A 25433-nucleotide genomic window follows, 5' to 3' on the forward strand; every position below is an offset into this window, starting at 1 on the left:
CCCGAACGCCCAGACACGGGCACCCTCAAGTTTCCGAGTATAGATCTGAAAACTATTCAATACCAGCGGGAATGAGGAAAACTAGAAATTATTTGCGAGCTGCCTTGGCCGCGCGTTCCGTCTTGATCCGCGCGTTCTCGTTGTTGACAGCGGCGTGAACCGCACGTTCCTCAACGAGCCACGCAGGCATTTCGACAAGAAGCGCCTTGATCTCTTCCGAGGTCATCACGTCGGGCGCGCCAGCGCGGGCAAGTCCCGAGGTCGAAACGCCGAGCTTTTGCGCTACTACTTGGCGAGGGTGCGGTCCTTCTGCACGCAACTGCGTGAGCCACTCCGGCGGAGTGGCGAGCAATTCTGCGAACTGTTCGCGGCTGATCTCGGAATCGCGGAACTCTTCCGGGGCGGCGGGGAGGTAAATCCCCAGCTTTTTGGCGACGGTTGCGGGCTTCATGGTCTGGACTGGCACCCCCCAAGACTAACCTGAAGACATGTCTTCACCATTCACAGTCGCTTTTGTGCTCGGAGCGACTCCCGGTAAGTGGGCTCGCGTCTGGAACGAACGCCTGCCCGAGACGACTCTCGACCTTGTTGCGGCCGAGCAGGACGCCGCCCTCGACATGCTGCGGGCGGGCACTGCTGATGTCGCCTTGCTGCGCCTTCCTGTCGATCGCGCTGAAAACAGTGACCGCCCACTCGCCGCTATTCCGCTCTACACAGAGCGCGCCGTCGTTGTTGTTCCCAAGGGGCATGCCATCGAAGCGCTTGATTCGCTTGCTCTCTCAGGGCTAGAAGCCGAGAACGTTATTCGCGGAGACTGGCGCGATGCGGTCGAGCTCGTCGCTGCCAATGTGGGAGTTGCTGTATTGCCTCAAGCGGTGGCTCGAGCGCTCACCCGCAAAGACGTTGTTGCTCGGATGCTCGACGACGGCCCAGAATGGCGCGTTGCGGTGGTCTGGCGCGATGGTTCTGTCGACCCTCTCGTGGAAGAGTTCATCGGAATTGTGCGAGGACGCACCGCCCGCAGCTCACGCGGAACCGCCGCCGCCAACGATGCTGCCGAGGACGCTCCCCCGAGCCGGGCAACCCAAAAATCGGGAAGCGGAAACAAGAAGGGTTCCGGTGCTCGTTCATCGGGGCGCACGCATAACGGCAAAAGTGCGGCGAAACGCCCCGCGCGCGCGAAGAGCTTCCGCCCCCAACCTCGCAAGGGTTAACGACGTAAGGTCTGCGACTATTCGCTGACCGAGTCGCTCAGAATGAATTCCGCGATGTCCGGGGCCATAGAGTCGGCCCAGGCCCGATAGCTCTGACGACCGTCGATTGCCTCGGGGTCTTCGATGGGTGGCGAGAAGTGCACATAGTGGGCTTGCTCGCGGTGTGCCACCAACCGCTCAATTTCCGTGTTGTAGCGCTCGGTCATCGTTTGGATGCGGCGTTGATAGCTAGCGGGAAAGCGAGACATTTTGGGCGGCACGCATCCCAAAATGAACACTCCGACATCGGGTGCGGAGTTCTCAAGTAGAAAATCGGCGAGCCGTGCCAGGTCGCGTCCCCACGTGCGAGCCGGTGTGAAAGTAAGTGCCTCGAAGACACCGAAGGACAACACGACCGCTTTAACGTCGGCGAGGTCGCTCACTGCGATCTTTGCTTGCGCCTCGCGTGTTGTCAGCCGAGCACCCGTGACCGTAGCAACTTCGATACCCTGACCTGTCAGAGCGGCGAGCGAGCGAGCTAGCGATCCCCCAAGGGCAAGTTCGTGAGACGCAACCCCGTATCCCACGACGATTCCGGAGCCGCACAGCATAACCTTCTGGACGTGGGGTCCGTCTGCAAGCACGGGTGGGCCAGCCTCCGGTTTCGGCAGTCCGCGCCACGAATGAGGAGAGGTATAGACCCACGTGAGCATGAAAAATTTCATCACGACATGTCCAAGGCTGGCGAACATCTCGAACTCCGTTTCGGGCGATGTCGGAGTGCGCCCCGGAGGTTAATCGTGGCGCAAATACCCCGGCGGTGGGGCGTCTCTAGGTATCGGAACCTTAGCACCGTTGAAGCGCACTTCCTAGGTTATTCGCGAGTGGTCGCGCTCTCACGCTCAGCGCGTGCTGATGCTCGCGAACTTGCGTATCGCGAGCGGAACGAAGATGGCGAGCATCACCACTATGCCGATCAGCACCGTAAGAACGGGGTGCTGTTGGGACCACACATCGGACTGCACGGCCCCAGCGGGGGTGTTGCCGAACAACTCGCGGGCGGCCTGCACGAGGGCTGACACGGGATTCAACTCAGCGAAGGTGCGCAGTGGTCCGGGAAGGGTTTCGGCAGGGACGAAGGCGTTGGAGATGAATGTCAGCGGAAAGAGCACCAAGAACGAGACGTTGTTAATGACCTCTGGGCTGCGCACGCTCATTCCAATAAACGCCATCACCCAAGAGAGTGCGTAAGCAAAGAGCAAAAGCAGAGCGATCGCAGCGATCGCTTCGAATGGACTTGACTTGATGCGCCATCCGACGATCAGGCCTGTTGCCATCATGACGATCATCGAAAGCGAGTTGATGAGTAGATCACCGTTGGTGCGACCGACCAAGACCGCGGAGGGACTCATCGGCAAAGTGCGGAAGCGATCGATGATGCCGTCTTTGAGATCTTGAGCCATTGCCGAGCCCGAATAGGTTGACCCGAACACCACCGTCTGAGCAAAGATGCCGGCCATGATGAACTCTTTGTACGTGCTGCCGGGAATATCGATCACGCCGGCATAGACATAGGTGAAGAGCAGTACGAACATGATCGGCTGCAATGTCGTGAAGACCAAGATGTCGGGCACACGTTTGATCTTGATGAGGTTGCGACGGGTGGTGATCCAACCGTCATTCAGCCAGTTCATGATCGATGACGTGGTGGTCGGGGTTGGTGCTGTCGTGGGTGTTGTGGCGGTCATTTCTGTGCCTTCTGTGCTGGTGCTGCATCCGTCGTATCAGTGTCGGTTTCGTCGGCGCTTGCCGTGTGGCCGGTGAGCTTCAAGAACACATCGTCGAGAGTGGGGCGACGCATTCCGGCGTCGTAGAGCTGGATGCCGCGGCTCGCGAACTCCGTGAGAATCAGCTGCAGCGCGGCGGGAGCATCTTCCGCGTTTACGGTTAGGCCGCGGCCGTCGAGACTCACGGCAGGTTCGGTGCTGCCGAAACGAGTGAGAATCTCGTGGGCGGCGGCCGCGTCATCCAGTGACACCAAGCTCACTTCGACGCGCTGGCCGCCGATGGATGCTTTGAGCTCATCGGAGGTGCCCTGGGCAATGACTTTGCCGTCGTCGATGACCGAAATGCTGTCGGCAAGCTGGTCGGCCTCTTCGAGGTACTGGGTGGTGAGCAGCACAGTGGTGCCCTCCCCCACGAGCGTTGTAATGACATCCCACATGCCAATTCGGCTGCGCGGGTCGAGACCGGTGGTTGGCTCGTCGAGAAAGAGCACCGGTGGGCGCATAACAAGGGCACCGGCAAGGTCAATGCGGCGACGCATGCCGCCGGAGAACCCTTTGACGGGACGATTTTGGGCTTCGGTGAGATCGAAGAGGGTGATGAGTTCGCGTGCCCGCTCGCGAGATTGCTTGGCACCGAGGTGATAGAGCCGACCGACCATGTCGAGATTCTCAAAACCAGTGAGGTTCTCATCGACAGCGGCATACTGCCCGGAGACACCAATCATGGGGCGGATGCGCTCGGGGGAAGCGATGACATCGACACCGTTGATAGTCGCTGAACCTGAATCGGGGCGGATGAGGGTAGTCAGCACCTTGACGGTGGTCGTCTTGCCAGCACCATTCGGGCCAAGCAGAGCCGTTACTGTGCCCTGGGGAACCTCCAAATTGAGACCGTCGAGGGCATGCACCGGGGCTGCGCCCTTAGGCGTATACGTTTTCTTGAGATCTACTGCTTCGATATAACTCACGGGGTAACGCTAGAACATGGCAACGACATCGCAAAGACACGCCGATGGATGTCGTACGCAATTGACACACTCGAACATATGTTCGAATATGAACAGGTGTCCCCTGTATCTGCCTCTGCCGCTTCAGCGACCGCTGAAGAGTTTTTGGCTGGGCGTGAGGCCTCTAGCGGTGCAACGCTGACGGCTGCAGAACGCGTCGCTGAACTGCAGTCCCGCATCAGCCAAATGCAGTCCCGCACACTGAGTTCTACGCTCATCCCCACACATCCCGCCATTGCCTCATTGCTCCCGGGCGGCGGTTTGCAGCAGGGCAGCGTTTATTCGGTTGACAGCTCGGCGATGCTCCTCATGATGCTCCTCGCTGCTCCCTCCGCGGCAGGATCGTGGTGCGCTGTCGTAGGAGTGCCCGAGTTCGGGATTGAAGCCGCCCAACGGTTTGGGGTCGATCTCGAACGACTCGTGCTTGTGCCGCATCCGGGCGATCAATGGCTCGCGGTGACGGCAGCGATTGCTGATGTCGTGGATGTCGTCGTCGCCCGCCCACCGACGCGGGCATCCGATTCTGCGGTGGCCAGATTGGCGTCGCGGCTCCGGCAACGCAAATCGACGCTTCTCATGGTGGGGTCGTGGCCGCAGAGCGAAGCGATGGTGTCACTGGGCGAGAGCCAGTGGCACGGTATTGGCAACGGTCACGGGCATTTGGCTGCGCGTGAAGTGACCGTCACGGTGACGAGCAAGAGTGCGGGGCGACCACGCAGTGCACGCATCTGGCTGCCCGATTCTTCTGAACAAATACGTGCTCATGGTGCGGCGGAGATGGCTCCTGCGCCGCTGAGGGCTTTGCCTCACAAGGTCTCGGCATGAAAGCCGAGTCGTCGCAGGGGTCACGGGTAGATGCAGGAGCGCTTCCCGAGTCACTCCCCCGAGTTCTGGTCCTTTGGGCCCCAGATTGGCCCGTGGTTGCTGCGCGACAACACGAAAAGCTTCCAGCGGATGCCCCGCTTGTCCTCGTGGAGAAAGGGCTTGTCTTTGCGGCAGCAGCGTCCGCTCGCGCTGAGGGCGTCACTCGCGGGTTGCGACTACGAGAGGCACAGTCACGGTTTCCTGGGATTATCGACCGTCCTTACGATCCCGCCCTCGACAGCCGAGCGTTCGAACCGGTGCTCGCAGGGGTCGAAGAGTTGATTCCCGGAGTGCAAGTGTTGCGGCCGGGCATGTGTGCCGTTCGCGTGCGAGGTGCTGCCCTGTATTACGGCGGAGAAAAAGCGGCAGCGTTGACTGTTATTGATCGCGTCAACGAGATTGCGGCATCCGATGCTCGAGTAGGTATTGCTGATGCTCTTTTCACTGCGGTTCATGCTGCACGCAGCACTAGTGCCGCAGACCCTCGTTCGCGAGGGGGAAGAGTGCGGATGGTGCCCGCTGGCAGCTCTGCCGAATTTCTGTCACCACTGCCGATTGCGGTGTTAGAGGAACCACCTATTGTGAATCTGCTGGTGAAGCTCGGCATCTCCACTCTTGGCGAGTTTGCCCACCTCGACCGCCTCGATGTCCGCACTCGTTTTGGGGAACTCGGCGCTCGACTGCATGCTCTCGCCAGCGGCCGGGATCCGCAGGCTTTCGTCGCGCGCACTCCCCCGCTCGACCTTGACGTCGTGATCGACTTTGAGCCCGCCCTTGATCGAGTGGATCAGGTTGCTTTCGGTATCCGCAGCCGGGCCGACGAATTTGTGGCCGGTCTTGTGCAGGCACAACTGGTTGCGACCGCGATTCGAATCGAACTTGATTCGGAATCGGGTGAGGTCGCCGAACGGGTGTGGCTGCATCCCCGGTCGTTTAGTGCCAGTGATGTTGTCGATCGTGTGCGCTGGCAAGTGCAAGGCTCTGCTCTCATCGAGGCTGGGCTCAGCTCGGGCATCTCTCGGGTGCGCATTGTGCCCGAAACAGTTGACGAGATCGGCAATCACGAAACCGGGCTGTGGGGGTCGGGGCTAGAGCCGCGCATCCATCACGGGCTTTCTCGAGTGCAAAGCATGCTTGGCCACGGTGGTGTTCTTGTGCCCACGATCGAGGGCGGGCGCACCCTGCAGGCTCGTCAACGACTCACCGCGTGGGGTGACCGCAGCGTCACCGAGCGATCGCCACAACGACCCTGGCCCGGCGTTCTCCCCGCTCCGCTGCCGGGAACAGTTTTCTCCACCCGTCACGCCGTGCATGTGTTTGCCGAAGATGGCACCACAGTGTCGGTGGATGAGCGTGGCCACGTTGCTGCACCGCCCGCCCAGTTTTCGACAAGCGATTCACGTTCACGCACTCTTACTGCGTGGGCAGGGCCGTGGCCACTCGCCGAACGATGGTGGGAGGCAGAATCCCCCGGGCGTTCGTGGCGCTTTCAGGCTGTTGACGACACCGGATGCGCGTGGCTGTTGGTGCTTGATGACGGCGGTTGGTGGGCTGAAGCGAGGTATGACTAATGGCGTGGTCTAACCCTCCCATCCCGTGGCGGCAGTTGGAGCGTACGCTGTCGGGTTTTGGTACCGTCACGCCGATTGGCGAAGCCGGTGACGGTCGAGCCATGTCGCTCGTTTCCAGCAAGCGCGCCCCCTACATCGCTCCCAGCGCGCCGCCGAATGACGTGGCGTCAGGAGCGAGCCTGGCCGCCACGGTCGTGCCGTATGCAGAGCTGCACGCCCATTCGAGTTTCAGCTTTCTCGATGGCGCGAGCATGCCCGAAAAGCTCGCAGAAGAAGCAGCGCGGCTGGGGCTGAGCGCTCTCGCCCTCACCGATCACGACGGGCTCTATGGCATTGTGCGCATGGCCGAAGCAGCCGCCGAGTTGGGATTACGCACCCTGTTTGGCGCCGAGCTCTCGCTCGGATTGAGCGGGCCCCAAAACGGCATAGCCGATCCCGAAGGCGATCACCTTCTCGTGCTTGCTCGAAAAGAGGAGGGCTACCACCGTCTTGCCTTGGCCATTACGCGAGCCCAACTGGCCGGTGGCGAAAAAGGTCGCCCGCGTTACAACCTCGATGAACTCGCTGAGCTGGCATCCGGACACTGGTTTGTGCTCACGGGCTGCCGCAAGGGAGTGGTTCGTCGCGCCCTCAGCGGCTCCGAGGGTAATAGCGCTCCCACGACGGAATCCATGCGTGCGGCAGGGGCAGAGCTTGATCGGCTCAGTGAACTGTTCGGGGCGGAAGCGGTGATCGTTGAACTCTTCGACCATGGTTACCCGCTCGACTCTGCTCTCAACGATGCTCTTGTCTTGCTGGCCGCCGAACGCGGACTGCGGGTGGTCGCGACGTCCAACGCTCACTATGCGACCCCTCGCCAGCATCACTTGCATTCAGCGATCTCAGCGGTGCGTGCTCGTCGCAGTCTCGACGAGATGGACGGGTGGCTTCCGGCTGCGGGCACAGCCCATTTGCGTTCGGGGGCTGAAATGGCTGTGCTTTTTGCGCGCTATCCCGAAGCAGTTGCTAACACCGTCGAGATCGCGGACGAGGCTGCGTTCGAGTTGAGGCAGGCGAAGCCGGCACTTCCCGATCAGGCTGTCCCCGAAGGGCACACCCCGGCGAGCTGGTTGCGAGAGCTGACGTGGGCAGGAGTGAAAGATCGCTCTATTGATCTGTCAGACGCCAACCGGGCGCGCATTCAGCGAGAACTCGATGTCATCGAAGAGAAAAACTTTGCCGGCTATTTTCTGATCGTGCACGACATTGTGGCCTTTGCGCGCGGGCGCGGCATTCTCTGTCAGGGGCGCGGGTCGGCCGCCAGCTCTGTGGTCTGTTACCTGCTCAAGATCACGGCGGTTGACCCTCTGCGTTACAAGCTCCCTTTCGAGCGCTTCATCTCAGCGATGCGAGAAGAGGAGCCAGACATCGATGTCGACTTCGACTCCGAGCGTCGTGAAGAAGTTATTCAATACGTATTCGAACGGTATGGGCGCGAGAATGCGGCGCAGGTCGCGAACGTGATTCAGTACCGTCCCCGGTTTGCCGTGCGCGATATGGCGAAAGCTCTCGGGCATAGCCCAGGGCAGCAAGATGCGTGGTCGAAACAGATGGAGCGCTGGGGCTCCGACGTCTCCGGAGTTGACCACGACATCCCCGATTCGGTCTTGGATCTTGCCCAACAGGTGATGAAATTTCCGCGGCACCTCGGCATCCACTCGGGTGGCATGGTGCTCACCCAACGGCCGGTCGGTGAGGTCGTTCCCATTGAGCACGCACGCAAAGACAAACGCACCGTGGTGCAGTGGGATAAAGACGACTGCGCCTGGATGGGGCTGGTCAAGTTCGACCTGTTGGGCCTCGGCATCCTGTCGGCGATGCAATACAGTTTCGATCTCGTTGATGAGGCCCTCGGCGAACGGTGGGATCTTGCGACCATCCCTGCCGAAGAGCAGGGCGTCTATGACCAACTGTGTCGAGCGGATGCCATCGGCGTCTTCCAAGTCGAGAGCCGTGCTCAGATGGGGTTGCTGCCGCGCCTTCAGCCGCGCGAGTTTTATCACCTCGTGGTCGAGATCGCGCTCGTGCGCCCCGGACCCATTCAGGGCGGTGCAGTGCACCCCTATGTTCGCCGCAAAATGGGTGCCGAACCGATCACCTACCTGCACCCCAACCTTGTAGAGCCTCTCGAACGCACCCTCGGCGTTCCCATTTTTCAAGAGCAACTCATGCAAATTGCGGTTGCGGTTGGCGGCTGTTCGGCTGACGACGCCGATCTTCTACGGCGCGCAATGGGCTCGAAGCGAGGAATTGAACGCATCGACAAGTTGCGCACCAAGCTGTATGCGGGAATGGCCAGCAACGGCATCGTTGACGCGGATGCCGACCGAATTTACGAAAGCATCCAAGCCTTTGCCGGGTTCGGCTTTGCTGAGAGCCACGCCTTGAGCTTCGGGCTGCTCGTGTATGCCAGTGCGTGGGTGCGGCTCCACTACCCCGCGGCGTTCTTGGCTGCGCTCCTGCGGGCGCAACCGATGGGTTTCTATTCGCCGCAATCATTGGTGGCGGATGCCCGCCGTCACGGTGTGGTCGTGCTTGGTCCTGACATCCAACGTTCGGGGGTCTTTGCCGGATTGGAAGCATTGGGCGATGGAGTCGCGGCTACGGGCACTGATCGTTGCCTCGATGCTGAACAGCCTCCTGTGGGACCGTTCGATCGTTCAGCACCCTTTGACACCGACGACCACCGCCGCGATGGAGCCTTTGCCGTGCGCCTGGGATTTGATGAAGTAAAAGGCGTCGGAACAGTGATTGCCGAGAAAATTGTGGCCGCCCGGAAGTCCGGCGAGTTCGTGTCGATGAATGATCTGGTTCGGCGGGTGGGTCTCACGACGAAACAATTGGAGGCTCTGGCAGCAGCGGGAACTTTCGACTCTCTCGAACTCACTCGTCGCGAAGCGATGTGGAATGCGGGTAACGCGGCACAGGATCGCGAGGAGTATCTCCCCCACAGTATGGTCACCGTTCAGCCGCCGCTCTTTTCAATGTCGAGCCCGGTGGATGACCTGATGGCCGACCTCTGGTCCACAGGAATTTCACCGGGCAGCCACCCGGTCGCCCACCTAAGGTCAGCCCTGAGTGCGCGGGGAATCCTGAGCGCAACCGACCTAATGACCGCTGAATCCGGGCGTCGTATCGAAATTGGGGGTGTTGTGACGCATCGTCAACGCCCCGCAACGGCCAGCGGAATCACCTTCATGAACATTGAAGATGAGACAGGTCTTATCAACGTGATTTGCAGTGTTGGAGTCTGGGGGCGCTACCGCCGAGTCGCTCGAGACAGTGCAGCGCTCATCGTTCGTGGTGTCCTCGAACGCTCCGTTGACGGCGTAATTAATGTTGTCGCAGACCGCTTTGAACCGCTTTCGGGGCTTCCCCGCACCCAATCTCGAGATCTCCACTAATGACGACTTCATTACCGTTATGTGTCTTTTTCGAAATAGATGACACATGCAGGGCTTTCCTGCTATAGCCTTATCCCATCGTTCATGTTCTAGACAAAGGCATGAATGCGGCCTCGACTGTCGGGGCCTGAGGAACGCTCCTGGAGGAGTTTTAAATGGCACTAGGTACCGTCAAGTGGTTCAACGCAGAAAAGGGCTTTGGCTTCATCGCCCCCGAGGACGGAAGTCCTGATGTGTTCGCCCACTACTCGGCCATCGCAACAAATGGCTACAAGTCGCTCGACGAGAACCAAAAGGTTGAGTTTGACATCACACAGGGACCCAAGGGTCCCCAGGCGGAGAACATCCGCCCCCTCTGATCTTGATAGTTCAGTAATGAGAACGCCCCCGGTCCTATACCGGGGGCGTTTTCTTGTTAAAAGACGGATGCACGGCTGCGCGCTTGAGGGTATGTGTGCGTGCAGCACCCGGCAGGCTGTGTGTTTCGCACGGTGAATCATAAAGCGCGTACGGCCCAGCTGTTGGCGACTAGTGCATGCCCTTGCGCAAGTAATCGATGCGGGTCTGCAATTGCGTCACCGTAGCCTGAGCGACCGCAGGACCGCCACAGACGCGACGCAACTCCGCGTGGATCAATCCGTGCGGTTCGTCAGAAAGCTTCGCTCTACGGCCCACGAGGTTGTTGAGCAGGGTCCGCTGCTCTTTGAGCGTGCGATACAGCGGCGGCGGCTGTTCTTCCTTGGGGCGACTCTCTGCGCGCTTTGACTGGCGCTTCTGGCGCTGCAGCAACAGTTCTCGTACTTGCTCAGGCTCGAGGATGCCGGGAAGCCCAATGAAGTCGAGCTCTTCGTCACTGCCCGGTTCGGCGGCGAAACCGAACTCTGCGCCGTCGAACAGCACGCGATCGAAGTTCGCTTCAGACTCGATGGCTTCCCACGTGAACTCGTCAGCAAGTTCATCGCTCGTCTTCTCTTCACGGTTCTCCGCATCGAGGAGGCTGTCATCGAGCAGATCATCAGGCGATTCCTTGCGATCGAGCGCGTGGTCACGTTCCTTCTCGAGCTTGCCGGCGAGATTCATGAGGTTGGGAACGCTCGGCAAAAAGATCGATGCTGTCTCACCGCGGCGACGAGTACGCACGAAACGACCGACAGCTTGGGCGAAGTACAACGGGGTGGATGCCGACGTTGCGTACACCCCGACGGCAAGGCGAGGAACGTCAACACCCTCCGACACCATGCGCACGGCCACCATCCACCGGCTATCGTTTTCGGCAAATTTTTCGATGCGCGACGATGACTCTTTCTCGTCGGAGAGCACAATCGTGGCGGACTCCCCCGTGATGTCTTTGATGAGCTTGGCGTAGGCCCGAGCCGCGAGTTGGTCGGTCGCGATGACGAGTCCTCCGGCATCGGGAACCGAATGTCGTACCTCGCTGAGGCGACGATCCGCAGCCCGCAGCACTGCCGGCATCCATTCGCCTTTGGGGTCAAGGGCGGTGCGCCAGGCTTGCGCGGTGACGTCTTTGGTGTCTCCTTCGCCGAGGCGAGCTTCCATCTCATCGCCCATGCGGGTGCGCCAGCGCATCTTGCCGGCATAGGCCATGAAAATAACGGGTCGAACAACACCGTCTTCGAGCGCACGACCATAGCCATAGCTGTAGTCGGTGACCGAAGTGCGGATGCCCTCATGGTTGGGCGCATAGGTCACGAATGGAATGGGCGCGGTATCGCTGCGGAACGGTGTACCCGTGAGTGAGAGCCGCCGAGTGGCACGACCGAAAGCCGTGTGGATGGCGTCGCCCCAGCTGAGAGCGTCGCCGCCGTGATGCACTTCGTCAAGGATCACGAGCGTGCGGGCAGAGTCGGTGATCTCTTGATGAAACGAGGCCTTCATGGCCACTTGCGCATAGGTCACAGCAACACCGTGGAAACGTCGACCGCCCCAGGCATCGCCGTTGGAGAACGACGGATTGACCCGAATTCCGACACGGTTGGCGGCATCCGCCCACTGGCGTTTGAGGTGATCGGTTGGCGCGACGACCGTGACGCGATCGATCTCCCGGCGAGCGAAAAGCTCAACAGCGAGACGGAGAGCGAAGGTGGTTTTGCCGGCGCCAGGTGTTGCAGCGGCAAGAAAGTCGCGGGGTTCTTTCTCGAAGTAAAGATCGAGGGCTTCTGCCTGCCAGGCCCGCAGCTTAGATGCGGTGCCTCGGGCGGCGCGCTCGGGGTACGACGGTGAGAGATGTTCCGCCGCGAAGGTGCCCACGGTGGGGCCAGGCAATGGAGTGCTCACTTGATAAGACTTTACCGTTCTCTACTGACAACCGAGTTCGTGACTGCTGTGTTTTGGCCGTGCGGGCAAAAACTTTGCGAACGACTAGTCACGTTGTCCGAGGCGGGGCCGTTCCGATCGCTGTGATCCCAAGAGGCGCGCTGGTCCTATCGCGCCGGTTCCGAAGCGAGCGGATGCCGCCTCCATAGCTTCTTCGGCGTCGCGCCACCCGTCGGTGGTGTCCCACAAACTCAGCTGCCCGCCGCCCGGTTCGACGAGTTGCTCGCCGCGCACGCCCACGAGACGCACCGGCCGACCTTCGCGAGCAAAGTCGGCATAGACATCTCTGACGGTCTCGTAGATGGTGCGGCCGAGGTCGGTGGGGTCGGGCAGCTTGCGCGAGCGAGTAATGGTGCTGAAGTCTTCGAACCGGATTTTCAGCACCACGGTGCTCGCTTCCATGCCGGCGCCACGCAAGCGTGCGGCGACCTTTGCGGAGAGCCGGAGCAGTTCGCGGCGGATCTCGTTGGCATCCAACACGTTGTATTCAAAGGTGGTCTCGTGGCCGATACTCTTCTCGGCGGCCCGTTCGACGACGCTGCGGGGATCGTTGCCCCAGGAGAGGTTGTGCAGCTTTACCGCGCCAGCCTCGCCGACCGCGCGCGTGAGGGTTTCCCGATCTGCGTGAGCAATATCGGCAATCGTGCTGAAACCGCGGTGCTGCAGTGATTCAGCCGTCTTGCCACCGACGCCCCAGAGGGCGGTGATGGGCAGCGGATGCAGGAATTCGATTGTCTTGTCGGCCGGGATGACGAGCAGTCCATCGGGCTTAGAGAGGCCAGATGCGACTTTCGCTACGTACTTCGAGGCTGCGGCGCCGACAGAACAGACGAGCCCTGTTTCCGCGAAGACTCGACGCCGCAGCAGTGCCGCCACCTCGAGGGGTGACCCGTAGATGGCCCGCGCTCCAGCAACATCCAGAAACGCTTCGTCGATGCCGAGTCGTTCTACCTTGGGGGTGAGTTGGTCGCAGATGTCGAAAACAATGGACGAAAAGTATTGATAGCGCTCGAAATGTGGCTCAAGCACGATGGCGTTGGGACACCGGCGCAGGGCGAGGGCCATGGGCATCGCTGAGTTCACGCCATACTTGCGGGCCTCGTAAGTAGCTGCGGTGACCACCGAGCGAACTGAGTTGTGCCCCACAATGACGGGTTTACCGATGAGCTCAGGGTGATCGAGGAGTTCGACGGAGGCGAAGAAGGCATCCATGTCAACGTGCAGGATCGTCGCGGTGCTGTCGTCGACTCCCGGTGCGGTCACATGTCGCGTGCGACCGTCTTGCTTACCCATAGCGCCATTGTCGCAGGTGCCTCTGACGATAACTGCGGAACACGACACGCTGCGGGGAGGAACCGCTGAACCCACAGAAAAGGGGCGGTGCACCGAAGTGCACCGCCCCTTTTACCCAAGAGTGTTTAGCGACGTGAGCCGCGCGTGATCAACCCGTAAAGGAAGAGCACGAGCACTGAGCCGCCAATGGCTACGAGCCACGTTTCGATGGAGAAGAACTCTTCGAGGCCAATGCCAAAGATGGCGCCTCCCACGAATCCTCCGACGAGTGCTCCAACAACACCGAGAAGAAGTGTTGCGAGCCAACCGCCGCCTTGCCGTCCGGGCAAAATAGCCTTTGCGATAGCTCCGGCGATGAGTCCCAGTACGATCCAGCCGATGATTCCCATTGTGTGTTCTCCAAACGGTGGTTAAGTGGTCTTCGGTGTGAAAACCAACAGAGAAAATACAACCACGTGCCCTATCCGGGGGTCAAAGTAATTCAGTTGGCTCACAGGAATCACCCGGGTATCGCACAGGCAAATTTTTAGACAGGCTAGACGTATGCAAGAACAACACCCGTGGAGCAGATACGTCGCTATCGGCGATTCCTTCACAGAGGGCATCGGCGACCCCGAACCCAATTCCCCCGGCGGCAATCGAGGCTGGGCCGACCGAGTCGCGGAAGTGTTGGGAGACCGTAAACCCGACTTTGCCTACGCGAACTTAGCTATCCGAGGCCGACTGCTTGACCAGATATCGAATGAACAGCTTGAGCCCGCGATGGAACTCAAAGCAGATCTCATCACTGTCTCAGCCGGCGGTAACGACATCATCCGGCCCGGTTCTGATCCCGACGAAGTCGCCCAGCGCGTCGACGCGCTCGTGGCACAACTGCGACGAGATGGCGCAACCGTGGTGCTTTTCACCGGACCCGACATCGGAATGACTCCCGTGCTCAATCGCATGCGCGGCAAGGTGGCGATCTACAACGAGAACATTCGTGCTGTCGCACAGCGCCATGATGCCGTTGTTGCTGACATGTGGTCCCTACGCGAGTTATCAGATCCGCGGATGTGGTCGCGAGATCGTCTTCACTTCTCCCCCGTTGGTCACCATACAGTCGCTCGCATGGTGCTCGATTCCCTGAACGTGGCGAATGAACTTGAGCCCTTCAATCCTGAGCCGCTTCCTCCACGTCGCTGGCGCGAGGCGCGCGTCGAGGACATTGGCTGGGCTCGCGAGCACTTGGTGCCATGGGTCTTGCGTCGAGTTCGCCACCAGTCGTCCGGAGACAACGTCACAGCCAAACGGCCCGGCTTCTAACGCGCTCAGCGGCACCACGGCCGCACTGAGGCTCTACATGGCTCACATACGCGAAGAGGGCCCCTGCCAATGCGGCAGGGGCCCTCTTCGTACGTTTCGCGGCTGACTATCCGGTGTAACCGGTGCGACCGGCTGCGGGGCAGTCAAAAGGATCTCCATCGGCACTGAGACCGACTTCGTTGAGGTGGCGAATCACGATGCCGTACGACGTGACGAGTCCGACCTCGGTGTACTTGATGTCCTTCGTCTTGCAGTACTCCTTCACCATTTCTGCAGCGAGAGGCAAATGCGGCCGCGGCATAGTGGGGAAAAGGTGGTGCTCGATCTGGAAATTGAGACCGCCCATGAAGTGGTTCATGAAGACACCACTACGAATGTTGCGGCTTGTCAGCACTTGACGGCGCAGGAAGTCAACCTTCGAGCCCTTGGGCAAGATCGGCATTCCCTTGTGATTGGGAGCGAATGACGCGCCCATGTAGAGCCCAAAGATTCCCATTTGAACGCCCAGGAAGGCAAATGCCATGCCGAGCGGGAGAAAGCTGAACACGACGGCGAGGTAGCCGATGTTACGTACGAGCAGAAGCGTGATCTCGAGCCAGCGCTTGTCGACCTTCTTCTTGAAGTTGAAGACCTCTTGGAAGGCGTGCGAATGAAGGTTGAAGCCCTCAAGCAAGAGCGCGGGGAAGAACAGGTAGCCCTGGCGTTTCGCCATGAACTTCGTAATCCCCTTGAGGCCGACAGTCTTTTCCTTCTGGAAAATAATGAAGTCAGTCTCGATATCAGGGTCTTTGTCGACCGTGTTGGGGTTCGCGTGGTGACGCGAGTGCTTGTTCATCCACCAGGCGTAGCTAATTCCGACGATGAGGTCGGACATGAGCCGCCCCAGCGTGTCATTGAGCTTGCTGGACTGAAAAACTTGGCGATGCGCCAGTTCGTGCGTAAGAAATGCGTATTGCGTAAAGATGATGCCCATCGCCGCGGCGATCAACAAGATGTACCACGTGCCGGCAAGCATCGCGAAACCAACCCAAGCGGCGGCCATAGCGACGGTAATCACGGCAAAAGTGATGATGTAGAAGCGTCTGTTGCGACGCAACAACCCTGCTTCGCGAACGGTGCGCAACAATGCTGCGAATTCGCTCATCGGGCTACCGACTCCGCGGGGCCCAGTCTTGATGATTCGTGTGGGATCGGCTGAGAGAGAACTACTCACGTGACCTCAGATGTTTTGAATGACTTCCCAGCCATTTGTCAATCGAGCAGGTGCTCCAGATGCACTCCACCTTATCGCGGCCTCCTGTGAGTGCCGTGTCTATTCCATAACTAAAACAAACTTTGTGGGTTGGTGAGCCTCCACCACGCCCCCGGGTCATCGATCTCCTCACTGAACACCAGAGGAATGTCGAAGGTTTCTGATCCGATCTGCACGTGGAGCGTGCCCGCATTTTCCCCGGATTCTGCAAGGCGCACAGGGACGGCCTCCACCGTGACAGAGATCTCATCTTCGCCCCACACGACCGCCTTCACGGTCGAGGCAGCCACCGCGGCCGACTCATCGCCCCACGGCGTGTCATAGTCAGCGAACTCCTCGCCGTCTGTTGCAACCGCTACCTCGGAGAACCCGGCAGTGGCATCCGCAATCAGCTCGCGGATCGCGGCGTTAATCGTGGGATGGTCTGGCCCACCCACGACCGCGCCCACGAGGGTGATGACTTCGTCGCCGACGGTCACGTCAGCGGAGAACAGCAGGCACGACCAGCCGACGACGAGGGTTCCTGTCTTGATTCCATCGACGCCATCGATTCCGAGGAGTGCGTTGCTGTTGCTCACTGCTCCGATGCCCGGAATCTCTGCGGACGACGTGGAAACAATGTCTGCGATGACCGGGTTTCCTATTGCCAGCCGCGCCAGTTCAGTGAGGTCAGCAGCCGTGCTTCGATTCGTATCTTGGATTCCGGAAGGCTCGGTGAGAGTCGTGTTCTCGAGCCCCTGTTCTTGAAGCCACACCGCAGCGGCCGCGACAAAAGCGTCTTCGGAGCCGAAAGCCCAGTTCGCTAGAGATTGCGCGTAATTATTTGCCGAAGGCAGCAGCACGACCGTCATAGCATCGCGCTGGGAGAGTTGGAGACCGTCATACACCGGTGATACTGACCCATACTGCGCGACCTGAGCGTTGTAGAAGTCCACGTCGGTTTGCCCGAAGGTAATCGTCGGGCCCGCTTCGTCCACCTCAAGCGGTTTGGCGTCGAGCACCACAAGGGCTGTAATAATTTTCGTGATCGACGCGATGGGAATCGGGTCAGTGCTGCCGGCTTGCGCGAGCACCCCGGGGCGGTCGAGTGCCCCAATCGCGGACGCCCCGTAGCTCGGCAAGGTCAGTTCGGGCTCAGCCGCTACCGGGGTTTCGACCGCAAGAACCTGGGCCGAAACTTCGTCAAGGGGCGCGAGAAGCGTCAGCGGCAAGTAGAACGCAGTTGCAAGCACAACACCGACAACAGAGAAGACGACGATACGGCGACGGCGAAAAATTTGGCGTTGAGTCAGCGGCACCGGATAACGCTAACAGGTGAATCTATGGTGGCGGCTAGCGTGCTCGAAGCATGTACATCCCCACCGCGCTAGCGGCAGCAACATTGAGCGAATCAACGCCGTGCATCATTGGAATCTTGACCACGGTGTCGGCGGCCTCGATCGTGCTGCGCGAGAGGCCATCTCCTTCAGTTCCCAAGATCAGGGCGACCTTCTCGGGGGCGTTAGCCGCAAAGGTGTCGAGGTCGACCGAGTCGTCGTTGAGAGCGAGAGCGGCCAAGTGGAATCCCGCCGCCTTCAGATCCGCGGCGTCGGCAGGCCAATTCTCGAGGCGGGTCCACGGCACTTGCAGCACTGTTCCCATGCTGACGCGTACACTGCGCCGGTAGAGCGGGTCGGCACAGCGTGGCGTAATGAGCACAGCATCCGCACCGAGCGCTGCAGCCGAACGAAAAATGGCACCGACGTTAGTGTGATCAACGATGTCTTCCAAGATGACGATGCGGCGTGCATCCGCCACCAGCTCAGCAACGCTGGGGAGCACCGGGCGGTGGATGGATGCCAGAGCCCCGCGGTGCAGATTGAACCCGGTGAGCTGTTCTAGTAGCGCTGACTCCCCCACGTAGACAGGAACCGGGGAATCCCCGAGTAGTTCTGCCACGTCATCGAGCCACTGTTCTAGCACGAGTACTGCGCGCGGCTGGTGTCCGGCTCTCAGCGCCCGCGCAATCACTTTGGATGATTCGGCAATGTAGAGGCCGCCGGCTGGTTCTGTACGGCGGCGCAGAGCGACATCCGTGAGGTTGGCGAAGTCGCTGAGGCGGGGATCGGAGAGATCGGTGACCCGGATGACGTTCACGGTGTGTTCCCAACTGTGCGGTTTCGCCATCAGGTGAATCTGAGATGGCAGTGGATGAGCCCGAAGTGCTTACGCTTGGAGAGTGAACACACTCCCGATCAGCAACGACATTGATCGTGCTGCCGAGCTTCTTCAGGGCAAGCTCATTAGCGTACTCACCGGCGCTGGGATTAGCACCGATTCAGGCATACCTGATTATCGCGGTGAAGGCGCCGCGGTGCGCAATCCGATGACCTTCCAACAGTTCCAAAGCTCGCCCGAATTTCGCCAACGCTATTGGGCAGGCAGTCATCTTGGCTGGAAACGTTTTGCCGCGTCGACTCCCAACCAGGGTCATGACGCTCTCGCGGAGTTCGAACGCCGCGGCATCAGCAACGGCATCGTGACTCAGAATGTCGACGGCTTGCACTTGCGCGCCGGCTCCACACGGGTTGTTGACGTCCACGGCAGCATCGACCGTGCGCGGTGCCTGCGGTGCGGACAGTACTTTGCTCGCACTCCCCTAGCCGCCCGCATCTCTGCGCTGAACCCGTGGCTCGAAGCAGATGACTCCCACACGCTCAACCCCGACGGCGATGCTGACGTGCACAACGTTGAGGACTTCGTGATTCCCGACTGCACCGTCTGCGGTGGCGTTCTGAAACCGGATGTCGTGTTCTTCGGCGAGTTCGTTCCGACCCGAAAGTTTCAACTTGGCGCGTCGCTCGTGGACCAGTCGGATGCCATGATCGTCGCCGGTTCGTCTCTCGTCGTCAATTCCGGCATCCGCCTCGTTGAGCGAGCGATGCGCAAGCAGATCCCGCTCGTCATCATCAATCGCGGAACGACCAAAGCCGATAAACGCGCCGACGTTAAGATCGATGGGGGCGCTTCCGCAGTTCTTGGTGAACTTGTCGAACGCCTAGCTGCTTAGCAGCGCAGATCGCCCGAGTGTTCTGTGCTGGTCATTGTGTTGTGAACGGAGCGTTGTGTTCATTTATCTTGTGCGACATGGAGAGACTGACTGGAATCTCGAACGTCGCATTCAGGGCAGTACTGACATTCCCCTCAACGAGACCGGGCGCGCGCAGGCACGCACCACGGGAGAACTCTTAGCCCGCCGGCAGTGGAACGGAATCTTTGCCAGCCCTCTTTCCCGGGCGATGGAAACCGCAGAAATTATCGCGGGCATTGTCGGGCTTGCCGCCCCTGAACCTGTAGCGGCGATTGTTGAACGAAACTATGGCGTCGCCGAAGGCTGCACCGATAGCGAAATTGATGCGCTGTATCCGGCTGACGTTGACGTTCCCGGCCGGGAACCGCGCGAGGCTGTCGCACAGCGTGTCGTTCCTGCCCTCGTGAGCCTTGCCGAGCAGCATCACGGTGAGTCGATCATTGTGGTGGCCCACGGTGGTGTCATTGCGACGGTGCTTGCGACAGTCGCTCCGGGGCATCCGCACGGACGAATCGCCAACGGCTCCGTGCATAGCTTCCGTCATGACGAAGGCACGCTGACGCTCATCGATTTCGATGACCCCATCGAAGAAGAATCAGAACGCCACGGCGGCGACGACTTCGATGAGCAAAACGCGTTAGCCCGACGCGAGAGCGGCGCGTAGGTCGCCGCTAGCGATTCTTCTTCGCTTCGCGGGCCGCAACGGCATCCTGAAGCACTTGGTAGAGCGTCGCGGCACCCTTCTCCCACGTGAACTCTGCTGACCGCGTGCGAGCGGCAGTCGAGCGCGCCTGCCATGTTGCGGGGTCCTCGAGCGCGTGTACTTCGCGAACCAGCTCGGCAGGCTTGTCTGGGTTGAAGAATCCGCCAGCGGGGCCGGAGATCTCACGGAAGATCGCAGTATCGCTGACGAGCACGGGCGTGCCAAGCACCATCGCCTCAACCTGAGGTAGGCCGAAGCCTTCATCACGGGATGCGGTTACGAGAGCGGTTGCCCGCGACAAAGTCTCCGAATAGACCTCGTCGCTTGCTCCGTTGTGGAAGATGAGGCTCGACTCTGGTGCGAGTGCCGTCAGCTCCGCCTTCGACCTCTCGTCGACTCGGCTCATGAGATGAAGGGTGTAGCCGGGCAAATCGTGGAGCGCCCGAGCAATGAGCCCCACATTCTTGTACGGCATGTAGGAGCCCATGTAGACGAGCTCCCGTGTCGTTGGTGCCGCCCGGGGCACGTAATCGGCTGGGCTATCGGTTCCCAGCGTGACGACGGCAATGGGATTGCGCGTGAGGTTGTGCTCCACCATCTGATCACGCGTCGTCTGGGAATCGGAGACGTGGGCATCTGCCCTGTTCAGAAGTGCCCGTTGGAACGCCCAGGTCAGATGATACGCACGCCACATCACACGCACTGCCCACGGCAGGTTGTGAGGCGGAGTGGGGTGCTTGTAGTAGATGAGATCGTGCACTGTCGTGACGAGAGCGTACTTGCGACCGAACGGGCCCATTGTTTGCATGGGAGTGAACACGACATCCGGCTTGAGCTTGTTGACCTGAAGAGCAACTAAGGGCTCCAGGATGCCGGTGGGTGACGACGCCATTTCCCAGGGCAGGTCTGGCAAAAGCTCGAGCTGGCGCTTATCGGAAACCAGCATGGTCACGGGGTGTAGTTTGCTTAGCTCCTCGACGAGGCGAGAACCATAGCGACTGATTCCATCGTGGCGGCCGATGCGCGTATAGCGACAATCGAAAACGATCTTCATGAGAGGGGCTCCGCAACTGTTCCCGCGTTCAGGAACCTAACAATCAGTTCGGCAGCTTCGCGCGGCCGTTCATAGTGGATGAGATGGCCAACGTCGTCGAAAATTTCGAGCTGTGAGTCGGCGAAGAGGGTGTGCAGTCGCTCCTGTGCTGGAACCGGGCTGATGGGGTCATTGCGAGCCCCGATCAAGAGCGTGGGAATGGTTATCTGCGGCGCGAACATGCTGACATCCGACCCGATCGATGCCTCGAAGGCTTCAAGCAGGCTGTCGCGATTGGCATAACTACTGAAGTGCGCATGGTGCTGTTGGTGAACCCAGCGCCGAAGTTCGGGGTCGTGAGTCTTCACCATGGCAAGACTCATCACCCGCACGACGAGCCAGTTGCTGAGCATCGGCGCACCGATCGCATGCGGCAGAGCCCGGGCGAGTTGATAAAACCAGAGTGTGATCGTGCTGAGCACGCCATTCGGGCCCGAGAGCGCCGGCGCCGCGATGGGATTGACGAGAATGAGCCGCGGCGTGACAAGGCCACGGGCAAGGGCGGCAGAGACGACAATCGATCCGAAGGAATGCCCGAGAATAATTGCGCGCCCGTCGAGGCCGAGTGCTTCGACGAAGCTCTGAAGCCAGAGCGCATACCCCTCGATGTCGTGTGCCCGACCGCTGAGCGGCTCGGAGGCGCCAAAACCCGGAATGTCGGGACTGATGATGCGGATGCCACGAAGGTGAGCGCAGACGGCCTCGAGGCCGTGATGGTCGCCCCGAAAGCCATGCACGAGAACCAGAACGGTCTCGGCGTCATCGGGGCCGTATTCCCAATAGTGGGTTGCAGCGCCGAGTACATCGACAACGGAGTGCCTCGCCGGGGTGGCGTCGAGCAGTGCTCCATAGGGCGATGCGGGTCTCATTCGAACAATCTTATGCAGTGCGCCGCTCGTTGCTGACATCCTGGTTTCAAATGGGTTGCCGCTCCAGTTCGACGCCGTAACTCCGCGAGCCGAGTTCCCGGTGTCAGTGTCTCGCCCTACGCTGAGTTCATGAGCAATTCCGGCACCCTAGCCACCTTCGATCTTGAAACCACCGGCGTCGACGTAGAGACCAGTCGCATCGTTTCCGCCTGTATCGCCCTCATCGACGGGTCGGGAGCGGTGACTTCTCGGTGGGATTGGCTTGCAGACCCCGGGGTTGAGATTCCGGATGGCGCTGCCGCGATTCACGGAATTACTACCGAGCGTGCACGGGCTGAGGGGCGCGACGCGGCCCTTGTCGTGGCAGAAATTGTCAACACGCTCAGAGACACCTGTGCCCGTGGTATCCCCCTCGTTGTTTACAATGCTCCCTACGATCTCTCGCTGCTCGACCGTGAGTGCCGCCGGCACTCGGTCGATGGTCTCGCAGAGCCCTACATCGTCATCGACCCCCTCGTTATCGATAAAGGCGTTGATCGTTACCGCCGCGGCAAGCGCACCCTCGAAGCGACTTCGGCGCTGTACGGTGTCGCTTTGGACGATGCCCATGATGCTGGTGCCGACGCGATCGCCGCTGCCCGAGTCGCGCAAGCGCTCCTGCTGAAGTACACGGAGCAGCTCAGCATTCCCTTCGGCGAATTGCACGCGATGCAACAGCGCTGGTACGCCGAGCAGTCGGCAAGCTTTCAGGAGTTCATCCGCAGGTCTAAGGGCGACGAGAGCTTCGTGGCGAACTTGGAGTGGCCAGTACGCTCGTTCCCGCAGTAGCGCTCCCCCAGCCTCGATCAGCAATGCGCGACGTTCCACGGAACGTCGCGCATTTTCTGTTGTTGCCGTTGCCGTTGCCGGTGCACAGTGATGGTGACGTTGCACGGTGACGGTGCGCGAATGCGATCGTGCCGTTAACGACTGAAGGCGGCCGGATAACCGGTCGCCTTCAGGAAAAACTGGGTGTTACTAGTTGCCGAAGCCCTTGTAACGGTTCTTGAACTTCTCAACGCGTCCTGCGGAGTCCATGATGCGCTGCTTACCCGTGTAGAACGGGTGCGACTCGGAGGAGATTTCGACGTCGATGACCGGGTAGGTGTTTCCGTCTTCCCACTCGATCGTCTTCTCGCTCGTCACAGTTGAACGAGTGAGGAACGTGGAGCCAGACGCGAGGTCGCGAAAGACGATGGGCATGTATGTGGGGTGGGTCTCGGACTTCATTGGATTTCCCTGGGTTCTTGAATAAATAAAAGACGTAGGCGGTCACGCGGACCGACACACAAGCCTATCAGAGGATTAGGCAGCACGCGCGGTGTAGCGGCCGGAGTCTTTTGTGATGATGAGTTCGAGACCGAAAGCGGCACTCAAGTTCTCTGACGTAACAACGTCATCGATCTTACCCGCGCTGTGCACGGAACCCTTGGACAAAACCAGCGCGTGGGTGAATCCTCGCGGAATCTCTTCCACGTGGTGTGTCACCATTACGATTGCTGGCGCGGTATCTGCCTGAGCGTATCCGCTCAGCAGTTGAACCAGTTCTTCCCGTGAGCCGAGGTCGAGGCTCGCTGCAGGCTCGTCGAGCAAGAGCAGTTCTGGGTCGGTCATCACGGAGCGCGCAATCTGCACGCGCTTTTGTTCGCCATCGCTGAGATCACCGAAGCGACGTTCTTCTAAGTGCGAGAGACTCCACTCGGCGAGGACACGACGTGCACGGCGCACATCGACATTCTCATACTCTTCATTCCAGCGACCCGTTACGGAATACGCAGCGGTCAAGACAACGTCAAGAACACTCTCGTTGCCGGGGACCCGGCGGGCAAGAGCGGTTGAGGCAAAACCAATGCGCGGGCGCACGTCGAAAACGTCGGACGCGCCAAGAGTGCTGTCGAGCACGGTGACTTCGCCCGAGCTCGGATGAATCTGAGCCGCGGCCAGCTGCAACAGCGTGGTCTTGCCTGCCCCATTGGGGCCGAGAATCACCCACCGATCGGAAGCTTCCACACTCCAAGAAACAGAGTCGAGGATCGTATTGCCACTACGAGTGACGGTGACGTCGGAGAAGGTGAGAACGCTAGCCATGATGTCATCATCCTATTGCCTTGCTGGCTCCCGTGGGCGAGGCAACGAGGGCGATCCCGATAGTCTGACGAGTGAAGTCGTGCGGTTCTCGAGACCGACGACGTGAACCGTCGATTGAAGGGTCATCGCCTTGGCACAATTTCTCGTAGTTTTTGACGTCGACTCCACGTTGATTGAGAACGAGGTAATCGAATTACTCGCTGCGCGTGCAGGCTCCGAGCCAGAGGTGACAGAGATCACGACGCGTGCGATGAATGGGGAACTCGACTTCGAAGAGAGCCTTCGGGCGCGAGTAGCAACCCTGGCTGGGCTGCCCGAGGCAGTGATTGCCGAGTGTGCTCGCGACATCCGCGTCACGAACGGCGCTGAGGAGCTCATCGCTGGTGTTAAAGCAGCCGGCGGGCACGTGGCAGCAGTTTCTGGCGGTTTCCATGAGCTTCTTGATCCTCTTGCCGTGCGTCTCGGTCTGGACTACGCCCGAGCTAACCGTCTCGAAGTGAAGAACGGTGTGGTCACGGGAGCCGTCCTCGGCCCGGTGATCGACGCTCAAGCCAAAGCAGACTCATTGCGGGAGTGGGCGGCCGCCTCCGACACTCCCCTGTCTCGCACCATTGCGGTTGGTGACGGCGCCAACGATCTATTGATGATGGATGCAGCAGCACTGTCGGTCGGCATTACAGCCAAGCCGATTGTGCGCGCCAATGCTGACGTACACATCGACAGCCGTGACCTCAGCGCGGTGCTTGCGGTAATGGGGCTTCGGGGCTAAACGCCCAAACAAGAGCTGGCTAGTGGCCCATTCCTAGTCCACCATCGACGGGGATGACCGCGCCTGAGATGTAGCCGGCATCGTCGCTCGCAAGCCACGCGATCGCTTTCGCGACCTCGGCCGGGTGGGCAAAACGGTTGGCAGGAATCTGCTTGAGATACGCGTCCTGTTGCTCGACTGGCAGCGCTGCGGTCATATCGGTTTCGATGAACCCTGGAGCTACAACGTTGGCGGTGATTCCGCGGCTGCCGAGCTCACGGGTGAGAGAGCGGGCGAGTCCAATGAGTCCGCTCTTGGAAGCGGAATAGTTGACCTGGCCAGCCGAACCGAGAAGGCCAACAACACTCGAAACGAGAATGACACGGCCGAAACGGGCCTTCATCATGCCTTTGGAAGCGCGCTTCACGACGCGGAAGGCTCCGGAGAGATTGGTGTCGATGACATCGGTGAAGTCGTCATCACTCATACGCATGAGGAGCATGTCCCGGGTGATTCCCGCGTTCGCTACAACGATTTCGACGGGACCGAGTTTGGACTCTACCTCGCTGAACGCAGCGTCGATACTTGCGGGATCGGTGACGTCCGCGGTTACCGTGAGGGTTCCTTCTGGGCCCGTGCCCGAGCGGGCGGTAACGGCGACTCGGTAGCCCTGAGCCACAAACTCTTCGGCAATTGCCCGGCCAATGCCGCGATTGCCGCCGGTGACAAGAACGATTCGTGATTCAGTTGCTGTGCTGCTCATGGTTCCCAGCA

Annotated in this window: 25 protein-coding genes; 10 read left to right on the plus strand and 15 right to left on the minus strand. The window is 60.2% G+C overall.

Annotation, left to right across the window (positions count from 1 at the left end):
• Window positions 1–88 precede the first annotated feature (88 nt).
• Window positions 89–451, minus strand: a complete 363-nt coding sequence (locus I6E52_RS01120) for a DUF5997 family protein (RefSeq protein WP_197125257.1) — start codon at window positions 449–451, stop codon at window positions 89–91.
• A gap of 37 nt (window positions 452–488) precedes the next feature.
• Here I6E52_RS01120 and I6E52_RS01125 point away from each other — a divergent pair, with 37 nt between their 5' ends.
• Window positions 489–1214: a LysR substrate-binding domain-containing protein gene (locus I6E52_RS01125; RefSeq protein ID WP_197154319.1), complete on the plus strand. Its 726-nt coding sequence runs from the start codon at window positions 489–491 to the stop codon at window positions 1212–1214.
• Window positions 1215–1231: 17 nt separating this feature from the next.
• Here the strand turns inward: I6E52_RS01125 and I6E52_RS01130 are convergent, their stop codons facing one another.
• The 3 genes from I6E52_RS01130 to I6E52_RS01140 form a co-directional block, all read right to left on the minus strand.
• Window positions 1232–1918 (minus strand): GDSL-type esterase/lipase family protein, encoded by a 687-nt coding sequence (locus I6E52_RS01130; RefSeq protein ID WP_231601837.1) that lies wholly within the window; start codon window positions 1916–1918, stop codon window positions 1232–1234.
• Window positions 1919–2095: 177 nt separating this feature from the next.
• The gene (locus I6E52_RS01135; protein ID WP_197154324.1) at window positions 2096–2941 is read right to left on the minus strand and encodes an ABC transporter permease; all 846 of its coding nucleotides are present in this window, start codon (window positions 2939–2941) and stop codon (window positions 2096–2098) included.
• The gene (locus I6E52_RS01140; protein WP_197154326.1) at window positions 2938–3948 is read right to left on the minus strand and encodes an ATP-binding cassette domain-containing protein; all 1011 of its coding nucleotides are present in this window, start codon (window positions 3946–3948) and stop codon (window positions 2938–2940) included. Before I6E52_RS01140 ends, I6E52_RS01135 begins: the two co-directional genes overlap by 4 nt.
• Window positions 3949–4026: 78 nt before the next feature.
• Here I6E52_RS01140 and I6E52_RS01145 point away from each other — a divergent pair, with 78 nt between their 5' ends.
• From I6E52_RS01145 to I6E52_RS01160, 4 genes are all read left to right on the plus strand, one after another.
• Window positions 4027–4812: a hypothetical protein gene (locus I6E52_RS01145; protein ID WP_231601726.1), complete on the plus strand. Its 786-nt coding sequence runs from the start codon at window positions 4027–4029 to the stop codon at window positions 4810–4812.
• Entirely contained in the window at window positions 4809–6422 is a 1614-nt protein-coding gene (locus tag I6E52_RS01150) for a DNA polymerase Y family protein (protein ID WP_197154329.1), read from the plus strand. The genes I6E52_RS01145 and I6E52_RS01150 overlap by 4 nt, the downstream gene beginning before the upstream one ends.
• Window positions 6422–9865, plus strand: coding sequence for an error-prone DNA polymerase (locus I6E52_RS01155; protein WP_197154330.1), 3444 nt, complete (start codon window positions 6422–6424; stop codon window positions 9863–9865). The genes I6E52_RS01150 and I6E52_RS01155 overlap by 1 nt, the downstream gene beginning before the upstream one ends.
• Before the next feature lie 155 nt (window positions 9866–10020).
• Window positions 10021–10224, plus strand: coding sequence for a cold-shock protein (locus I6E52_RS01160; RefSeq protein WP_100389010.1), 204 nt, complete (start codon window positions 10021–10023; stop codon window positions 10222–10224).
• Window positions 10225–10393: 169 nt separating this feature from the next.
• Here the strand turns inward: I6E52_RS01160 and I6E52_RS01165 are convergent, their stop codons facing one another.
• The 3 genes from I6E52_RS01165 to I6E52_RS01175 form a co-directional block, all read right to left on the minus strand.
• Window positions 10394–12160, minus strand: a complete 1767-nt coding sequence (locus I6E52_RS01165) for a DEAD/DEAH box helicase (protein WP_197154331.1) — start codon at window positions 12158–12160, stop codon at window positions 10394–10396.
• An 84-nt stretch (window positions 12161–12244) separates the two neighbouring features.
• A complete protein-coding gene (dinB, locus tag I6E52_RS01170; protein ID WP_197154332.1) occupies window positions 12245–13492 on the minus strand; it encodes a DNA polymerase IV in 1248 nt (415 codons plus the stop codon).
• A gap of 125 nt (window positions 13493–13617) precedes the next feature.
• Window positions 13618–13881 (minus strand): GlsB/YeaQ/YmgE family stress response membrane protein, encoded by a 264-nt coding sequence (locus I6E52_RS01175; RefSeq protein ID WP_197105618.1) that lies wholly within the window; start codon window positions 13879–13881, stop codon window positions 13618–13620.
• Between the two features lie 154 nt (window positions 13882–14035).
• Here I6E52_RS01175 and I6E52_RS01180 point away from each other — a divergent pair, with 154 nt between their 5' ends.
• Entirely contained in the window at window positions 14036–14797 is a 762-nt protein-coding gene (locus I6E52_RS01180; protein ID WP_197154333.1) for an SGNH/GDSL hydrolase family protein, read from the plus strand.
• 106 nt (window positions 14798–14903) lie between these two features.
• Here the strand turns inward: I6E52_RS01180 and I6E52_RS01185 are convergent, their stop codons facing one another.
• The 3 genes from I6E52_RS01185 to I6E52_RS01195 all read right to left on the minus strand — a co-directional run bounded on the left by I6E52_RS01185 (window position 14904) and on the right by I6E52_RS01195 (window position 18215).
• Entirely contained in the window at window positions 14904–16010 is a 1107-nt protein-coding gene (locus tag I6E52_RS01185; protein WP_197124737.1) for an acyl-CoA desaturase, read from the minus strand.
• A gap of 110 nt (window positions 16011–16120) precedes the next feature.
• Window positions 16121–17347 (minus strand): D-alanyl-D-alanine carboxypeptidase, encoded by a 1227-nt coding sequence (locus I6E52_RS01190; RefSeq protein ID WP_307842308.1) that lies wholly within the window; start codon window positions 17345–17347, stop codon window positions 16121–16123.
• 34 nt (window positions 17348–17381) lie between these two features.
• On the minus strand, window positions 17382–18215 hold the full coding sequence (locus I6E52_RS01195) for an RNA methyltransferase (protein ID WP_231601727.1): 834 nt from the start codon (window positions 18213–18215) through the stop codon (window positions 17382–17384).
• Between the two features lie 52 nt (window positions 18216–18267).
• Between I6E52_RS01195 and I6E52_RS01200 the strand changes: the two genes are divergently transcribed.
• Together I6E52_RS01200 and I6E52_RS01205 are read left to right on the plus strand one after the other, a co-directional pair.
• Window positions 18268–19098 carry a Sir2 family NAD-dependent protein deacetylase gene (locus tag I6E52_RS01200; RefSeq protein WP_197154334.1) on the plus strand — a complete coding sequence of 277 codons (831 nt, stop codon included), beginning with the start codon at window positions 18268–18270 and terminating at the stop codon, window positions 19096–19098.
• Between the two features lie 55 nt (window positions 19099–19153).
• Window positions 19154–19783, plus strand: a complete 630-nt coding sequence (locus I6E52_RS01205; RefSeq protein WP_197124733.1) for a histidine phosphatase family protein — start codon at window positions 19154–19156, stop codon at window positions 19781–19783.
• A 7-nt stretch (window positions 19784–19790) separates the two neighbouring features.
• On the opposite strand, the gene I6E52_RS01210 is transcribed toward I6E52_RS01205, so the two are convergent.
• Both I6E52_RS01210 and I6E52_RS01215 read right to left on the minus strand, forming a co-directional pair.
• The gene (locus tag I6E52_RS01210; RefSeq protein ID WP_197154336.1) at window positions 19791–20876 is read right to left on the minus strand and encodes a glycosyltransferase family 1 protein; all 1086 of its coding nucleotides are present in this window, start codon (window positions 20874–20876) and stop codon (window positions 19791–19793) included.
• Window positions 20873–21784, minus strand: a complete 912-nt coding sequence (locus tag I6E52_RS01215) for an alpha/beta fold hydrolase (RefSeq protein ID WP_197154338.1) — start codon at window positions 21782–21784, stop codon at window positions 20873–20875. The genes I6E52_RS01210 and I6E52_RS01215 overlap by 4 nt, the downstream gene beginning before the upstream one ends.
• 129 nt (window positions 21785–21913) lie before the next feature.
• On the opposite strand from I6E52_RS01215, the gene I6E52_RS01220 reads away from it, so the two are divergent.
• Window positions 21914–22612, plus strand: a complete 699-nt coding sequence (locus I6E52_RS01220; protein WP_197154340.1) for an exonuclease domain-containing protein — start codon at window positions 21914–21916, stop codon at window positions 22610–22612.
• Window positions 22613–22801: 189 nt separating this feature from the next.
• Here I6E52_RS01220 and I6E52_RS01225 read toward each other — a convergent pair whose 3' ends face one another.
• Window positions 22802–23053: a type B 50S ribosomal protein L31 gene (locus tag I6E52_RS01225; RefSeq protein WP_197105627.1), complete on the minus strand. Its 252-nt coding sequence runs from the start codon at window positions 23051–23053 to the stop codon at window positions 22802–22804.
• A gap of 75 nt (window positions 23054–23128) precedes the next feature.
• Window positions 23129–23911 carry an ABC transporter ATP-binding protein gene (locus tag I6E52_RS01230; protein ID WP_197124725.1) on the minus strand — a complete coding sequence of 261 codons (783 nt, stop codon included), beginning with the start codon at window positions 23909–23911 and terminating at the stop codon, window positions 23129–23131.
• A gap of 130 nt (window positions 23912–24041) precedes the next feature.
• Here I6E52_RS01230 and serB point away from each other — a divergent pair, with 130 nt between their 5' ends.
• On the plus strand, window positions 24042–24680 hold the full coding sequence (gene serB / locus I6E52_RS01235; RefSeq protein ID WP_197154341.1) for a phosphoserine phosphatase SerB: 639 nt from the start codon (window positions 24042–24044) through the stop codon (window positions 24678–24680).
• Window positions 24681–24699: 19 nt separating this feature from the next.
• Here serB and I6E52_RS01240 read toward each other — a convergent pair whose 3' ends face one another.
• Window positions 24700–25422, minus strand: coding sequence for a beta-ketoacyl-ACP reductase (locus I6E52_RS01240; RefSeq protein WP_197124721.1), 723 nt, complete (start codon window positions 25420–25422; stop codon window positions 24700–24702).
• Window positions 25423–25433 lie beyond the last annotated feature (11 nt).

Source organism: Salinibacterium sp. NG253 (assembly GCF_015864945.1).
Taxonomy (GTDB): domain Bacteria; phylum Actinomycetota; class Actinomycetes; order Actinomycetales; family Microbacteriaceae; genus Rhodoglobus.

Coding starts and splice junctions, on each gene's coding strand:
- I6E52_RS01180 (WP_197154333.1), top strand. CDS start 14,036: ATGCAAGAACAACACCCGTGGAGCAGATACGTCGCTATCGGCGATTCC.
- I6E52_RS01135 (WP_197154324.1), bottom strand. CDS start 2,941: ATGACCGCCACAACACCCACGACAGCACCAACCCCGACCACCACGTCA.
- dinB (WP_197154332.1), bottom strand. CDS start 13,492: ATGGGTAAGCAAGACGGTCGCACGCGACATGTGACCGCACCGGGAGTC.
- I6E52_RS01160 (WP_100389010.1), top strand. CDS start 10,021: ATGGCACTAGGTACCGTCAAGTGGTTCAACGCAGAAAAGGGCTTTGGC.
- I6E52_RS01150 (WP_197154329.1), top strand. CDS start 4,809: ATGAAAGCCGAGTCGTCGCAGGGGTCACGGGTAGATGCAGGAGCGCTT.
- I6E52_RS01175 (WP_197105618.1), bottom strand. CDS start 13,881: ATGGGAATCATCGGCTGGATCGTACTGGGACTCATCGCCGGAGCTATC.
- I6E52_RS01155 (WP_197154330.1), top strand. CDS start 6,422: ATGGCGTGGTCTAACCCTCCCATCCCGTGGCGGCAGTTGGAGCGTACG.
- I6E52_RS01145 (WP_231601726.1), top strand. CDS start 4,027: ATGTTCGAATATGAACAGGTGTCCCCTGTATCTGCCTCTGCCGCTTCA.
- I6E52_RS01125 (WP_197154319.1), top strand. CDS start 489: ATGTCTTCACCATTCACAGTCGCTTTTGTGCTCGGAGCGACTCCCGGT.
- I6E52_RS01215 (WP_197154338.1), bottom strand. CDS start 21,784: ATGAGACCCGCATCGCCCTATGGAGCACTGCTCGACGCCACCCCGGCG.
- I6E52_RS01225 (WP_197105627.1), bottom strand. CDS start 23,053: ATGAAGTCCGAGACCCACCCCACATACATGCCCATCGTCTTTCGCGAC.
- I6E52_RS01120 (WP_197125257.1), bottom strand. CDS start 451: ATGAAGCCCGCAACCGTCGCCAAAAAGCTGGGGATTTACCTCCCCGCC.
- I6E52_RS01230 (WP_197124725.1), bottom strand. CDS start 23,911: ATGGCTAGCGTTCTCACCTTCTCCGACGTCACCGTCACTCGTAGTGGC.
- I6E52_RS01195 (WP_231601727.1), bottom strand. CDS start 18,215: ATGGCGAAACCGCACAGTTGGGAACACACCGTGAACGTCATCCGGGTC.
- I6E52_RS01210 (WP_197154336.1), bottom strand. CDS start 20,876: ATGAAGATCGTTTTCGATTGTCGCTATACGCGCATCGGCCGCCACGAT.
- I6E52_RS01240 (WP_197124721.1), bottom strand. CDS start 25,422: ATGAGCAGCACAGCAACTGAATCACGAATCGTTCTTGTCACCGGCGGC.
- I6E52_RS01130 (WP_231601837.1), bottom strand. CDS start 1,918: ATGAAATTTTTCATGCTCACGTGGGTCTATACCTCTCCTCATTCGTGG.
- I6E52_RS01220 (WP_197154340.1), top strand. CDS start 21,914: ATGAGCAATTCCGGCACCCTAGCCACCTTCGATCTTGAAACCACCGGC.